A 14,026-nucleotide genomic window follows, 5' to 3' on the forward strand; every position below is an offset into this window, starting at 1 on the left:
GGCTCAGTGCTCGGCGTCGTCGAAGAGGCGGTCGAGGATGTCCTGCCCGAAGATCTGATATCTCGGGTCGATCTTGCGGAGCTCGGTGTCGATCAACGGAAAGATGCGCTGACGCAAGGCGATCTCGGCTGCTTCCGGAAAGCTGGACGGGGCGCCGAGCCCCCGCCGATACTGCGTGATCAGCGCCATGAAGGCCTTGTCGACGTGTAGGCTCGCCAAAACTGTTGCGACCTCTGCGTCGGCGAGCCGGAGCTGGACATGACCGCCCCCTTTCGTGCCGACACGGCGTTCGAACGGGCTCCTCACATCGAGAAGCTGATCCCGCAGCCGCAGGAGCTGGTGGCGTTCGGGTTCACCACCACGAAGCGGGCGCCGATCAGCTCGTCGGTGAAGTCGATCGTGGCGTTCTCGAGAAACGGCAGCGAGACCGGGTCGATCAGCACGCACTGGCCCGCGCCTTCGAGCACGATGTCGTCCGGCGCCGAGGCCTCTTCCAGCGTCATGTCATACTGGAAACCCGAGCAGCCGCCGCCCTCGACGGCGATGCGCAGCGCGCGCGGCGCGTCGGTCGCGCCGTTGATCTCGGCGAGGCGCGCGAAGGCGCGCGGGGTGACTTTCGGCGGCACGAGCATGGCTGAACCCTCCGGGGGCCTGTATTTCCGTAACTTTGCGGATATAGGGTGGGAAGGACGAACCGGCAAGACGAGGCGAGAACCGTGCTGCAACCCTATGCCTGCCATCCCGAGGCCAGCCGCGGGCGGCTGTTTCCGGAGAGCATCTCGACCTTCCGCTCGCCCTTCCAGCGCGACCGCGACCGGATCATCCATTCCTCGGCCTTCCGCCGGCTCAAGCACAAGACCCAGGTCTTCGTCGAGCACGAGGGCGATTACTACCGCACCCGGATGACGCACACGATCGAGGTGGCGCAGGTCGCGCGCACCATCGCCGGGGCGCTCGGGCTGAACACCGACCTCGCCGAGGCGGTGGCGCTGGCCCATGACCTCGGCCATCCGCCCTTCGGCCATACCGGCGAGGATGCGCTGGCGGTGCTGATGAAGGAGTACGGCGGCTTCGATCACAACGCGCAGGCGCTGCGGATCGTGACCAAGCTCGAGCGGCACTATGCCACCTTCGACGGGCTCAACCTGACCTGGGAGACGCTCGAGGGCATCGCCAAGCACAACGGGCCGGTGATCTCGGACAAGGGTGGCTCGCATCAGGTGCCCGACCGCGCGAGCCTGCCCTATGCGCTGGCCGAGATCGACGCGCAATGGAACCTCGAGCTCGAGACCAACGCCTCGGCCGAGGCGCAGGTGGCGGCAGTGGCGGACGATTGCGCCTACAACCACCACGACCTGCACGACGGGCTGCGCGCCGGGCTCTTCACCGAGGACGACCTGTGCGAGCTGCCGATGGTGGGCGAGTGCTTTGCCGAGGTCGACCGGCTCTATCCCGGGCTCGAGGCGACGCGGCGCCGGCACGAGGCGCTGCGGCGCGTCTTCGGCGTGATGGTCGAGGACGTGATCGCGGTGGCGCAGAACCGGCTGGCCGGTCTGCAACCGCGCTCGGTCGACGACATCCGCGCGATGGACGGGCCGATCATCCGCTTCTCGAAGCCGCTCTACCAGAGCCTGAAGGTGGTGAAGATGTTCCTCTTCCAGCGCATGTATCGCGCGCCCCGCGTGGTGGCGGAGCGGCAGCGCGTGACGGCGATGGTGAACGGGCTGTTCCCGCTCTTCCTCGACCGGCCCGAGCTCTTGCCAGAGGACTGGCAGGGCGATGTGGCGGCGGCGAAGGCGAAGGGCAACGACGGGCGCACCGAGCTTGCGCGCGTCGTGCTGGACTATGTCGCGGGCATGACCGACCGGTTCGCGATCCAGGAATATCACCGGCTGATCGACCCCGACCTCTGAGCGGGGATCCGGCGGGCGGGCAGGGAGGGGGCGCTGCCCCCTCTTCGGCTGCGCCGAATTCACCCCCGAGGTATTTCGGGCAAGGAGAAAGCCGGAAGGGGCGCGTTGCGGCGTGAAGAAAGCCGGCGCGGAACTTTGCGGCGTGGCGTATGTTGATCTTCTGTGGCGCCGCTTCGGCGCATCATGGGAGAGGACAGATGATCCTGAAGACCGGTTCCGCACATTGGGAAGGTTCGATCCGCGAAGGCAGCGGCAGCATCTCGACGCAGTCGGGGGCGCTTGCGGCGCAGCCCTATGGCTTTGCCGCGCGGTTCGAGGGGCGGCCCGGCACCAACCCCGAGGAGCTGATCGCCGCGGCCCATGCCGCCTGCTTCTCGATGGCGCTCTCGGGCGGGCTCGCTGCCGCCGGGGTGGGCGATGTGGTGATCGACACCGTCGCCACGGTGAAGATGGAAAAGCAGGAGGCGGGGTTTGCGATCATCGCCTCGATGCTGACGGTGCGGGTCTCGGGCACGGGCGCGCCCGAGGTGATCCGTGCGGCGGCCGAGGCCGCGAAGGCGGGCTGCCCGGTCTCGAAGGTGCTCGCCTGCGAGGTGGGGATGGAGCTCGAGATCGTCGGATGAGATCAGGCGGGCGGCAGCGGGCCGCCCGCGTCGAAGCCCGTCTCCATCGCGCCGATGCGGGCCGCCTCGATCCGCGCCCAGACCTCGGGCGCGGTCTCGCCCTGCCAGATCCCGGTCAGCGCAAAGCGGATCCGGGCCGAGCGGCGCGCGGCCTCCTCGAGCCGGTCGATGATCGCGGCGCCGTGGCTGGCGATCAGCTCCTCGAGCGGGCCGGCGGCGATCAGCCCGACCTGCCACGGGTTCTCGGCCTTGCGGATCGCCCGCAGGCAGAAGGCGAACAGTTCCTCGGGATGGGCGTCGAGCTCGAACACGCACAGATCCGACCAGGCCATCTCGTCCGGGTCGCCGCGGTCCTCGCGGTGATCGGCGAGCCACAGATCGGCCAGCGCCTCGACGCTGTGCAACCCTTCCGGGGCATTCGCGGCTTCGGCGAGGCGGGTGGTCAGATCGGGCGGCAGGGGCGTCACGCCATCATCTCCTTCGTCGCCGAGAGCTTCACCTCGGGATAGTCGCGCAGCACCCGGTCGATGTCCCATTGCAGCCGGGTCAGGAACACCACGTCGCCGTCATGGTCGATCGAGATGTGCTGCTTGTTGGCGTTGACCAGCTTCTCGACCGCGTCCTTCGGCCCCTGCACCCAGCGGGCCGAGGTGAATTGCGAGGGCTCGAAGCGCACCGGGATGCCGTATTCGATCTCGATCCGGCTCGCCAGCACGTCGAACTGCAGCGCGCCGACGACGCCGACGATGAAGCCCGAGCCGATCGAGGGCTTGAACACCTTCGCAGCGCCTTCCTCGGCGAATTGCATCAGCGCCTTCTCGAGGTGCTTGGCCTTCATCGGGTCGGTCGAGCGCACCGATTGCAGCAGTTCCGGCGCGAAGGAGGGGATGCCGGTGAAATGCAGCACCTCGCCCTCGGTCAGCGCATCGCCGATGCGCAGCTGGCCGTGGTTCGGGATGCCGATGATGTCGCCCGCCCAGGCCTCCTCGGCAAGCTCGCGGTCGGCGGCCAGGAACAGCACCGGGCTGCTGACCGCCATCGGTTTCTTCGTGCGCACGTGCAGCAGTTTCATGCCGCGTTCGAAATGGCCCGAGGCGAGGCGGACGAAGGCGACGCGGTCGCGGTGCTTCGGGTCCATGTTCGCCTGCACCTTGAAGACGAAGCCGGTGACCGGCTTTTCCTCGGGCATCACCATCCGCTCGGCGGCCTTCTGCGGTTCCGGCTCGGGGCCGTATTCGCCGATGCCGTCCATCAGCTCCTTCACGCCGAAGGAGTTGATCGCCGAGCCGAACCAGATCGGCGTCATCGTGCCTTCGAGGAAACGGGCGCGGTCGAAGGCCGGAAGCAGCTCGCGTGCCATCTCGATCTCCTCGCGCAGCTTGGCGAGCAGGTCGGCTGGCAGGTGCTCGGCCAGCTTCGGATCGTCGAGCCCCTCGATCTTCAGGCTTTCGGCGACGCGGTTGCGGTCGGCGCGGTCCATCAGTTCCAGCCGGTCGTGCAGCAGGTCATAGCAGCCGAGGAAATCGCGGCCCTGACCAATGGGCCAGGACGCCGGCGCCACGTCGATCGCCAGGTTCTCCTGAATCTCGTCGATGATCTCGAAGGTGTCGCGCGCCTCGCGGTCCATCTTGTTGCAGAAGGTCACGATCGGCAGGTCGCGCAGACGGCAGACCTCGAAGAGCTTGCGGGTCTGGCTTTCCACGCCCTTCGCGCCGTCGATCACCATCACCGCGGTGTCGACCGCAGTCAGCGTGCGATAGGTGTCCTCGGAGAAGTCCGAGTGGCCGGGGGTGTCGACGAGGTTGAAGCGGAACTGCTTGAAGTCGAAGCTCATCGCCGAGGCCGAGACTGAGATGCCGCGGTCCTGTTCGAGCTTCATGAAGTCCGAGCGCGTGCGCCGCGCCTCGCCCTTCGCGCGCACCTGGCCGGCCATCTGGATGGCGCCCCCGAACAGCAGGAATTTTTCGGTCAGCGTGGTCTTGCCGGCGTCCGGGTGCGCGATGATCGCGAAGGTCCGGCGGCGGGCGATTTCGGCGGGGAGAGGAGCGCGGTTTGTCATGGCGCGCTCATAGCGCGGGCGCGCACACGGAGCAAGCGGGGCAAGCGTGGGTGGGGCCGGAGCACCGGGCAAAAACGGGCGTTTCGCGGCCCGCCGCGGGGCGGCGGAGCGGCGCCACGTTCCCGATCGCGTGACATCAAGTTGTTTTGACCCTCGCGCGCCCCCACGCTATAGGGGCAGCCAATCGGGGGCGGACTGCCCCATGGGGGTGACCGTTGATCCGTTTCATTCTGTCCTTCTTCGGGGGGATCTTCTCGTGGATCGTCACCGCGCTGGTCTTCGCGGCGCTGACGATCGGGGCGATCTTCTGGATGTATTCGCGCAACCTGCCGAGCTATGAGCAGCTGGCGCAATACACGCCGAAGACGATCTCGCGGATCTATTCGGGCGAGGGGCAGCTGATCGACGAATTCGCCGAGGAACGGCGCATCTTCGTGCCGATCAACGACATGCCGGCCATTGTCAAGGATGCCTTCATCTCGGCCGAGGACAAGAACTTCTACACCCACAAGGGCTATGACACCCGCGGCATGCTGGCGGCGATGGTGACGGCGGTGCGCTCGGGCGGCAAGGATGTGCGCGGCGCCTCGACGATCACCCAGCAGGTGATGAAGAACTTCCTGCTCGACGGCTCGCGCTCGATCGAGCGCAAGATCAAGGAGCTGATTCTCGCCTCGCGCGTGGAACAGGCGCTGTCGAAGGACCGGATCCTCGAGCTTTACCTGAACGAGATCTACCTCGGGCAGAACTCCTATGGCGTCGCGGCCGCGGCGCAGACCTATTTCAACAAGCCGCTGAGCGCGCTGACCGTCGGCGAGGCGTCCTATCTGGCCGCGCTGCCGAAGAAGCCGGCCGAGCTGCATCCGGTACGCAACTACGAGGATGCGCGGCTGCGCCGCAACTACGTGCTGCGCCGCCTCTATGAGGATGGCCACATCGATCAGGCGACGATGGAGGCCGAGCAGGCGAAGCCGCTGAAGACGGTGCAGAACGGCGATTACCCGCCGTTCCGCGATGCGCTGCCGCCGCGCGACTATTTCACCGACGAGATTCGCCGGCAGCTGTCGAAGACCTTCGGTCAGGAGGAATTCTTCGGCGGCGGCCTGACGATCCGCGCCACCATCGACCCCGACATGCAGCGCCAGGCGGCGAAGGCGCTGCAGCATGCGCTGGAGAAATACGACCGCAGCCTCGGCATCTGGCGCGGCACCGGCGCGACGATCGCGGCCGACCAGCTCGGCGACGAGCGCAGCTGGCGCGCGGCGCTGGCCGCGGTGCCGACCGACAAGGCGCCGCGCGACATCGAGGGCTGGCATGCCGCGGTGGTGCTTGAGACCACCGACAAGGGGGCGCGGATCGGCATCGAGGGGATCGAGGAAGACGGCGACGGCCACTGGATCCCGAACGAGGATGCGACCTGGGCGCGCAAGCTGAAGCGGGACGGCAAGCTTACCGCCCGGGCGAAGCGGGCGGCCGATCTGGTCGAGACCGGCGATGTCGTTCTGGTGCGCGCGCTCGACGACGACGCCGGCAGCTTCAAGCGCTGGTCGCTGCGCCAGGTGCCGCGCGTCGAGGGCTCGTTCATGGCGATGGACGTGAACACCGGCCGCGTCATCGCGATGCAGGGCGGTTTCTCCTATCAGTCCTCGGTGTTCAACCGCGCGACCCAGGCACAGCGCCAGCCCGGTTCGAACTTCAAGCCCTTCGTCTATGCCGCCGCCCTCGACTGGGGCTTCTCGCCCGAGACTATCGTGGTCGACGCGCCGATCGAGGTGAACACGCCGCAGGGCCTGTGGCGGCCGAAGAACGCCTCGAACAAGTATTACGGCCCGACGCCGATGCGCACCGGGCTCGAGCAGTCGCGCAACCTGATGACGGTCCGCATCGCGCAGACCATCGGCATGGACACGGTGGCGCAATATGCCGAGAAATTCGGCGTCTACAATCCGATGAGCCATTTCCTCGCGAACGCCCTCGGCGCGCAGGAAACGACGATGTATCAGCTGATCTCGGCCTATGCGATGTTCGCCAATGGCGGCGAGCGGGTCGAGCCGACGCTCGTCGACCGCGTGCAGGACCGCTGGGGGCGGACGATCTATCGCCACGACCAGCGCAGCTGCGAGGATTGCAAGACGCGCAACATCGCGATGGGGCTTGGCCCGCGGATCGTGTCGAGCCGCGAGCGGGTGATCGACCCGGTCACCGCCTATCAGATGATCTCGATGATGCAGGGCGTGGTGCAGCGCGGCTCGGGGCACGGGGTGAACCTGCCGGTGCCGGTGGCGGGCAAGACCGGCACCACCAATGACGCCAAGGACGTGTGGTTCACCGGCTTCACCTCGAACATCGTGGCTTCGTGCTACATGGGCTATGACCAGCCGCGCACGCTCGGCCCCGGCGCCTATGGCGGCACGCTTTGCGTGCCGGTGTTCAACGAGTTCATGCAGGCGGCGGTCAAGGTCTATGGCGGCAGCGCCTTCAAGGTGCCCCCGGGCGGCTACTGGGCGAAGTTCAACCGCTTCACCGGCGAGCGTCTGGCCGACGATGCAACGGGCGATTTCGTGCAGGCCGAATACCTGCGCGAGGGCCAGGGCATGAGCGGCATCGGTGCGATCGTCGACGGCGGCTTTGCCATGGGGCAGAACCTGCCGCTCTTCGCCCAGGGGGAGACCGACGAGGGCGACCGCTCGGTCACCACCTCGACCGGCCAGACCAGGGTGATCCCGAAGAAGGCCGATTTCGGCACCGTGAGCTCGGGCGGTCTGTACTGAGACCCCTGCACAAGCAGGCATTTCGGCGCCCGGGTGCTTGCCCGGGCGTCGCCTTGCCTGTATCACCGCGACGACAAGACAGGAAGGACAGGACCGATGCGCGCCGAGACGCAGAACATCGTGGACGCAATCCGCAAATCGCTGAAACTTCTGGGCCAGCGGATGGACCTCGAGACCGCGCCGCACCGGCTCGAGGAATTCAACGCGATGATCGAGGATGGCGACCTGTGGTCCGACCCGGCGCGCGCGCAGAAGCTGATGCGTGAGCGTCAGGTGCTGATGGACCAGATGGAAACCTACAAGCGCATCGAGCGCGAGCTGACCGACAACGTCGAGCTGATCGAGCTGGGCGAGATGGAGGACGATCCTGATATCGTCACCGAGGCCGAGAAATCGCTGCGCGAGCTGAAGGCCTTCGCCGATGCCAAGGAGCTCGAGGCGCTGCTCGACGGCGAGGCGGACGGTAACGACACCTTCCTCGAAATCAACGCGGGTGCGGGCGGCACGGAAAGCTGTGACTGGGCCTCGATGCTGGCGCGCATGTACACCCGCTGGGCCGAGAAGAAGGGCTATACGGTCGAGCTGATCTCGGAAACCGCGGGTGACGAGGCGGGGATCCGCTCGGTCGCCTACAAGATCTCGGGCAAGAACGCCTATGGCTGGCTGAAGTCGGAATCGGGCGTGCACCGTCTGGTGCGGATCTCGCCCTATGACTCGGCGGCGCGCCGGCACACCTCGTTCAGCTCGGTCTGGGTCTATCCGGTGGTCGATGACAACATCGACATCGTGGTGAACCCGAACGACATCCGCATCGACACCTACCGCTCGACCGGCGCCGGCGGGCAGCACGTGAACACCACCGACTCGGCGGTGCGCATCACCCACCTTCCGACCGGTATCGTCACCACCTCGTCGATGAAGTCGCAGCACCAGAACCGCGAGGCGGCGATGAACGCGCTGAAGGCGCGGCTCTATCAGATGGAGCTCGACAAGCGCAACGCCGCGATCAACGCCCAGCACGAGGCGAAGGGCGATGCCGGCTGGGGCAACCAGATCCGCTCCTATGTGCTGCAGCCCTACCAGATGGTGAAGGACCTGCGCACCGGCTACGAGACGTCGGACACGCAAGGGGTTCTCGACGGCGACCTCGACGGGTTCATGGCCGCGACACTGGCGCTTGGCGTCGAGGGCAAGTCCCGCGCCGACGCACAGGCGGACTGAGGCGATGGCGGCGCGGGTCTATATCACCGGCGCCGCAGGGTCTGGGACCTCGTCCCTCGGGCGGGTCCTGGCCGACCGCCTCGGCGTGCCGCATCTCGACACCGATGCCTTCTTCTGGGCGCCGACCGACCCGCCCTATACCGTCCGGCGCCCGGTCGAGGAGCGCGTCGCGCTGATCGCCGCGGCGCAGCTGGGCGAGGGGGCGGACGGGGGCTGGGTGCTGTCGGGCGCGGCGGACGGCTGGGGCGAGCTGGTGATCGATGGCGCCGACCTGATCGTCTTCCTCGTCACGCCGACGCCGCTGCGCCTCGCCCGCATCCGCCGGCGCGAGGCCGAGAAATTCGGCGCCCGGGTGAAGCCCGGCGGCGACATGCACCACAACCACACCGAATTCCTGAAATGGGCCGCCTCCTATGACGAGCCCTATTTCTCTGGCCGCTCGCTGACCCGGCACCGTGACTGGCTGGCGGGCCGGTCCGAGCCGGTGCTGGAGCTTTCGGGGGCGAAGCCGGTGTCCGAGCTTGTGGCGGCATGCTGGCAGCGCCTGCGGGCGCTGAACCTCGCCTGAGGCTCAGCCCGCCATCATCACCAGGGGCTTGCCGGTCTTCGCGTGCCGCGCGCTCAGCTTGCGCCCGGTGCGCCCGTCGGTGAGCGTCCGCGCGGCCGGGGCCACGGGCCGGCCCGTGCGCAGCTCGGGGAAGATTGCCAGCACCTCGGCGCGCGCCGCGCGCGTCAGGCTGCGCAGCGCCTGCGTACCAGTGTAAAGCGACTCTGCCTCGGCCCCATTCGCAAAGACCACCTCATGCCGGTCGAAAAGCAGGTGCAGATACTGCACCGGCTCGGCCGTCTCGATCACTGCGATGCCGGGTACGCCGACAAGGTGTTTTGCGGCGACCAGCACCTCGCGCGCGCCGCTGACCCGCTCGGCAATGCGCGAGCGCATCAGCACGCGGTGCTGTGGCGAGACGAGCAGGTCGCGGGCCGGCACGCCGGGGCCGAGCGCGCCGGCCGCGATCCGCACCGGGCGCAGCTGTGGCGCGACGGCAAGCGCGGCGGCGTCAAGCACGCGCGCGCCGATCCAGCGCAGCGGCTGCAGCCCGTGGTCGAGGGTGCGCACCAGATCGCCCGCCTGCAGCGTCTCGATCGGGCGCGGGCCGGTGGCGGTCTCGATCAGCGTGCCGGCACAGAAGCAGGTCGCACTGATCGCGTGATAGGCGTCGTAGAAGTCGAGATGGCCGTCATTGTCGCCAAGCGTCGGATCGCCGTTCTCCTCACTGGCGAGGTAGGTCAGGTCTGTCGGCTGCGACGGCAGGCCGCCATTGATGTCGAGCAGCAGATAGCCCTTGTTGCCCTCGAAGACGATGTAATCATCGCCGTCGCCAAGCCCGCCGACCAGATCGTGTTTCGGCGTCAGGGAACTGTAGCCGTTCACCGGGGCCCAGCCGGCGCCCCCCACCGTCGGGTCGCCGTCATTGTCGCCCGAGGGGGTGTAGGCCTGCAGCTGCCAGAACTGGCCATTGCCGAATTCGGTCGCCGTGGTGTTCCTGTTGCCAGTCCAGACCAGCCGGTAGAGCGTATCCGAACCGCCAAGCGCCTGCGCCTTCGGCACCACCATGCCGAAATTGGCATCTCCCGGATTGCCCTGGTTCGTCGGCTGGCCGGAAACCGAAGCCAGCATATCACCGGTCAGATAGATCGGGTCCGTATACGTCATGTCCGTCATAATCATTACCTGTCCGGGCCTGTGCGGCGCCGGTCACTGCGGATCTGGCCCCTTTGCCGGGGCTCTGCCGCGCACTCGTTTTCGCAAGTCGGCCCGCGCGCCGGATCCGGCGTGGGGTATTTTGCGTGGCCGTTCTACGCGCCGGAGGGGGGCGCACAAGGGGGAAAGCCGGGGGGCATAGCGGCCATGCATTGGCGCCGCAATGCCGCATCCATCCGCGCCGCGCTGCCGCGAGGGATTTCCTTGCCGGAAACGCCCGCCGGCCGCATCCTGAAGGCGAGGGCCCGGGGAGGGGCCCGTCCGCTGGCATTCAGGGAGGGTTGCATGGTGGAAGTGATGGACGGACCGTCGGAACTGCCCGAGGTGAAGGAAATGCCGCTGTCGGCGATCCCCGAGGCGCTGCGGGCGGGCTGGCGCGATTTCCGCCGCGCGCCGGCCTTCGGGCTGTTCTTCTCGGCGGTCTATGTGCTCGGCGGCGTCGTGCTGTGGCAGGTCTTTGCGGCGCGCGGCGAGGAATGGTGGCTCGTGCCCTTCATTCTCGGCTTTCCGCTGCTCGCCCCTTTCGCGGCGATCGGGCTTTACGAGGTCAGTCGCCGGCTCGAGGCGGGCGAGCCGCTCTATTGGCCGGCGGTGCTGGGCGTCGTCTTCGCGCAGAAGGACCGGCAGTTGCCGTCGATGGCGATGGTGATCCTGCTGATGTTCATGTTCTGGGTCTTCGTCGCGCACACGACCTTCGCCCTCTTCCTGGGGACAAGCGCGCTGACCAATGTCTCCTCCTCGCCCGAGGTGCTGCTGACCGGCAATGGTCCGGCGATGTTGCTGACCGGGGGCGTGATCGGGGCGATCTTCGCCGCGTTGCTGTTCAGCTTCACCGTCGTCGGCCTGCCGCTGCTGCTCGAGCGCGAGGTGGATTTCATCACTGCGATCATCGCCTCGGTGCAGGCGGTGCTGACCAATCCCGGCGCGATGGCGGCCTGGGCGGCGGTCATCGCAGGGCTGCTGTTCCTCGGCATGGTGCCGCTGTTCCTTGGCCTGTTCGTCGCGCTGCCGGTGCTTGGCCACGCGAGCTGGCACATGTACCGCGCCCTGACCGCGTAAGGCACGACGCGGGGCCGCCGGCAGGAATGAAAAAGGGCGGCCCGAAGGCCGCCCGAGATCTTTGCCTGCGTCGTGGCCTCAGGCCTTCGGCGCAGCGGGGTCCGGCGGCGCGAGCTTCGGCGCCTGCGCGCCCTGCAGCGGATCTTCCTGACGCTGCACCGAGCCCTCGAAATGCGCCCCGCTTTCGATCGCGATGGTCTTGTGGATGATGTCGCCCTCGACCCGGGCGGTCGAGGTCAGGCGCACCTTGAGACCGCGCACGCGGCCGACGACGCGGCCGTTGACCACGATGTCGTCGGCGACGATCTCGCCGCGGATGGTGGCGGTTTCGCCCACGGTCAGCAGATGGGCGCGGATGTCGCCCTCGACCACGCCCTCGACCTGGACGTCGCCGGTGGTCTTGATGTTACCGACAATGGTCAGATCCGAGGACAGCACCGAGGCCGGCGGTTTCGCCCGCGGCGTGCCCGGCGCAAGGTCACCCGCCGGGCGGGGCGCCGGGGTCTCGGCCTTCGGCTTGTCGGCTTCCGGAGTGGCCTTCGGGCCCGGATCATGGATTTTGCTCTTAGAAAACATCTTTCGCCGCCTTGATGAAGGTCATCGGGTTGATGGGGTTGCCCCCCACCCGGATTTCATAGTGCAGATGCGGTCCGGTGGACCGTCCGGTATTGCCACTATCACCAATCACGTCTCCGCGCGACACTTTTTGCCCGGCCCTCACGCGGATTCTGGACAGGTGGCCATAGACCGTGGAGACGCCGAACTCGTGCCGGACCTTCACCACATTGCCATAGCCGTTCTCCCATTCGGCGGCGGTGACGATGCCGTCGGCCGGGACGTGGACCTGCATGCCGACCGGGCCGGCGAGGTCGATGCCGGCATGCAGTCGGCCCCAGCGATAGCCGAAGGGCGAGGTGAAACGATAGCCGCCGTAGATCGGAATCGCGAAGGGCAGCTTGTCGACGGCGATGCGGTACATGTTCATCTCGTCGAGCCGTTCGAGGATGCCGTTCGCGCGGGCCGCGTCGCGGGCGATCGCCGGGTCTTCGCCCTTGGTCGAATAGGAGATCGGCATCAGCGGCCCGCCAGTGCCGGAATAGCCCTTGCGGATCTGGCTCAGGATCGAGTCGGGGTTCATGCCGGCGTTCTTGAACATCCGGTCGAGCGGCGTCATCGACACTTTCACCGCGCCCTCGAGGGTGGTGAAGATCTCGTCGTTGCGTTCCTCGAGCAGGCGCTTTTCCAGCGCGATCCGGTCGGTCTCGACGCGGGCATCCTCGGCATCGCGGGCTGCGGCGTCGCGCTCGGCGGCGGTGCTGTTCAGCACGCTCGAGAGCATGTCGACGGTGCTTGCCATGTCATCGGCGCGCGCGCTCAGCGAATTCGCCTTGCCGGCTTCGGTGCCCTGGGTTTTCGCCAAGGCGGCGCGGGCGGTGTCACGCTCGGTCATGGTGCGGCGCAGCGTGCCCTGGATCACGTCGATCCCGGTTTCGAGCTCGCGCCGGCGCTCTTCCGAGGCGAGCAGCTGCGACTGCATCTGCGATACCTGGGCGAGCGCGAGCTGGAAGCGCTCCTGCGCCGCCACGGCCTCGCTGGCGCGGCTGTCGCGCTCCTTGGCGAGGGTGACGAGGCGTTGCTCGAAGGCGGCCTGGGCGATCGCCGCCTGCTCGCGCGTCGAGCCCGAGGAGATGCCGGCGATGAACAGCAGCGAGGTTGCCACCACCGCCCAGAGGAAGAACGCCCCCGCTGCGGCCAGCACCCAGGCCTGGGTGATCGGGCGCAGCCGCACGAAGCGGGTGGCGCTGTCGGATTTCATGAAGAGCCGCTGTTCGGGAAGGAACCGTCCGAGGCTCGAATTCACGCGGGCAATGAGGCGTTTGGGCACGCTTGGGTCCTGTGAAGTGGTCATCAGAACGGGGCCGGGCCCCGGGGGTCCGGGGCGACGCCCTCAGGCGCCCCGCATCGGACGGCCCGGCTTAGCAACCGGGGGCGCTGCGGCGCAACCGCTTTCGCCCCCGGTTCCACGGGGGAGCGCCGAATTCCCCCCTGATGCGCAAGATCCCGCCGATTCTGTCCGGCCGCTTTCAGCCGAGCGCCTTCACGGCTGCGAGAACGGCCTCGGCATGGCCCTTGACCGCGACCTTCGGCCAGACCTGTGCCACCGTGCCGCTGCCGTCGATCAGGAAGGTGGCGCGCTGGATCCCCATCGAGGTGCGGCCGTACATCGTCTTCTCGACCCAGGTGCCGTAGGCCACGCAGGTTGCGCCGTCCTCGTCCGAGACGAGCGGGATGCCGAGCCCGTGCTTGGCGCAGAACTTCTCATGCTTGGGAAGGGTGTCGCGCGAGATCCCGATGACGACCGCCCCTGCGGCCGCGAATTCGGCTGCGAGGCGGGTGAAGTCGAGCGCCTCGATGGTGCAGCCGGGGGTGTCGTCCTTCGGGTAGAAGTAGAGCACCACCGGCTGCGGGCGCAGTGCCGAGAGGGTGAGTGTGGTTTCGCCGGTGCCATTCCCCGTGCGCGGCAGGGTGAAGTCCGGCGCGATTTCGCCGATGCCGATCATGTGCATCTCCTTGCTTGTGCGACGATGCTAGGTCTAGATCGCAAGACCGGAATGTAA

At 67.6% G+C, this 14,026-nt stretch carries 14 protein-coding genes; 6 read left to right on the plus strand and 8 right to left on the minus strand.

What is annotated here, in order from left to right:
* Positions 1-3 precede the first annotated feature (3 nt).
* Both EOW65_RS00760 and EOW65_RS00765 read right to left on the minus strand, forming a co-directional pair.
* Entirely contained in the window at positions 4-189 is a 186-nt protein-coding gene (locus tag EOW65_RS00760) for a hypothetical protein (protein WP_128147114.1), read from the minus strand.
* Positions 190-302: 113 nt separating this feature from the next.
* On the minus strand, positions 303-632 hold the full coding sequence (locus EOW65_RS00765) for a HesB/IscA family protein (RefSeq protein WP_128147115.1): 330 nt from the start codon (positions 630-632) through the stop codon (positions 303-305).
* 84 nt (positions 633-716) lie between these two features.
* Here EOW65_RS00765 and EOW65_RS00770 point away from each other — a divergent pair, with 84 nt between their 5' ends.
* Positions 717-1,913: a deoxyguanosinetriphosphate triphosphohydrolase gene (locus tag EOW65_RS00770; RefSeq protein WP_128147116.1), complete on the plus strand. Its 1,197-nt coding sequence runs from the start codon at positions 717-719 to the stop codon at positions 1,911-1,913.
* 197 nt (positions 1,914-2,110) lie between these two features.
* Positions 2,111-2,536, plus strand: coding sequence for an OsmC family peroxiredoxin (locus EOW65_RS00775; protein ID WP_128147117.1), 426 nt, complete (start codon positions 2,111-2,113; stop codon positions 2,534-2,536).
* 2 nt (positions 2,537-2,538) lie between these two features.
* Here EOW65_RS00775 and EOW65_RS00780 read toward each other — a convergent pair whose 3' ends face one another.
* Both EOW65_RS00780 and EOW65_RS00785 read right to left on the minus strand, forming a co-directional pair.
* A complete protein-coding gene (locus tag EOW65_RS00780) occupies positions 2,539-3,003 on the minus strand; it encodes a DUF6869 domain-containing protein (RefSeq protein ID WP_121531233.1) in 465 nt (154 codons plus the stop codon).
* Positions 3,000-4,595 (minus strand): peptide chain release factor 3, encoded by a 1,596-nt coding sequence (locus tag EOW65_RS00785; protein WP_128147118.1) that lies wholly within the window; start codon positions 4,593-4,595, stop codon positions 3,000-3,002. The genes EOW65_RS00780 and EOW65_RS00785 overlap by 4 nt, the downstream gene beginning before the upstream one ends.
* Before the next feature lie 215 nt (positions 4,596-4,810).
* Between EOW65_RS00785 and EOW65_RS00790 the strand changes: the two genes are divergently transcribed.
* The 3 genes from EOW65_RS00790 to EOW65_RS00800 all read left to right on the plus strand — a co-directional run bounded on the left by EOW65_RS00790 (position 4,811) and on the right by EOW65_RS00800 (position 9,155).
* Positions 4,811-7,366, plus strand: a complete 2,556-nt coding sequence (locus tag EOW65_RS00790; protein WP_128147119.1) for a penicillin-binding protein 1A — start codon at positions 4,811-4,813, stop codon at positions 7,364-7,366.
* 96 nt (positions 7,367-7,462) lie between these two features.
* Entirely contained in the window at positions 7,463-8,587 is a 1,125-nt protein-coding gene (gene prfB / locus EOW65_RS00795; RefSeq protein ID WP_128147120.1) for a peptide chain release factor 2, read from the plus strand.
* Between the two features lie 4 nt (positions 8,588-8,591).
* Complete coding sequence (locus EOW65_RS00800) at positions 8,592-9,155, plus strand: P-loop NTPase family protein (RefSeq protein WP_128147121.1); 564 nt, start codon at positions 8,592-8,594, stop codon at positions 9,153-9,155.
* 3 nt (positions 9,156-9,158) lie between these two features.
* On the opposite strand, the gene EOW65_RS00805 is transcribed toward EOW65_RS00800, so the two are convergent.
* Positions 9,159-10,301 carry a Hint domain-containing protein gene (locus tag EOW65_RS00805; protein ID WP_240664424.1) on the minus strand — a complete coding sequence of 381 codons (1,143 nt, stop codon included), beginning with the start codon at positions 10,299-10,301 and terminating at the stop codon, positions 9,159-9,161.
* A 333-nt stretch (positions 10,302-10,634) separates the two neighbouring features.
* Between EOW65_RS00805 and EOW65_RS00810 the strand changes: the two genes are divergently transcribed.
* Positions 10,635-11,408 carry a DUF2189 domain-containing protein gene (locus EOW65_RS00810; protein ID WP_164879947.1) on the plus strand — a complete coding sequence of 258 codons (774 nt, stop codon included), beginning with the start codon at positions 10,635-10,637 and terminating at the stop codon, positions 11,406-11,408.
* Positions 11,409-11,486: 78 nt separating this feature from the next.
* Here EOW65_RS00810 and EOW65_RS00815 read toward each other — a convergent pair whose 3' ends face one another.
* From EOW65_RS00815 to EOW65_RS00825, 3 genes are all read right to left on the minus strand, one after another.
* Positions 11,487-11,984: a bactofilin family protein gene (locus tag EOW65_RS00815; RefSeq protein WP_128147122.1), complete on the minus strand. Its 498-nt coding sequence runs from the start codon at positions 11,982-11,984 to the stop codon at positions 11,487-11,489.
* A complete protein-coding gene (locus EOW65_RS00820; protein WP_128147123.1) occupies positions 11,974-13,293 on the minus strand; it encodes a M23 family metallopeptidase in 1,320 nt (439 codons plus the stop codon). Before EOW65_RS00820 ends, EOW65_RS00815 begins: the two co-directional genes overlap by 11 nt.
* Positions 13,294-13,492: 199 nt before the next feature.
* Positions 13,493-13,969 carry a peroxiredoxin gene (locus EOW65_RS00825; RefSeq protein WP_128147124.1) on the minus strand — a complete coding sequence of 159 codons (477 nt, stop codon included), beginning with the start codon at positions 13,967-13,969 and terminating at the stop codon, positions 13,493-13,495.
* Positions 13,970-14,026: the final 57 nt, after the last annotated feature.

The sequence above is a fragment of the Paenirhodobacter ferrireducens genome, from assembly GCF_004022265.1.
GTDB classification, from domain to species: domain Bacteria; phylum Pseudomonadota; class Alphaproteobacteria; order Rhodobacterales; family Rhodobacteraceae; genus Rhodobacter; species Rhodobacter ferrireducens.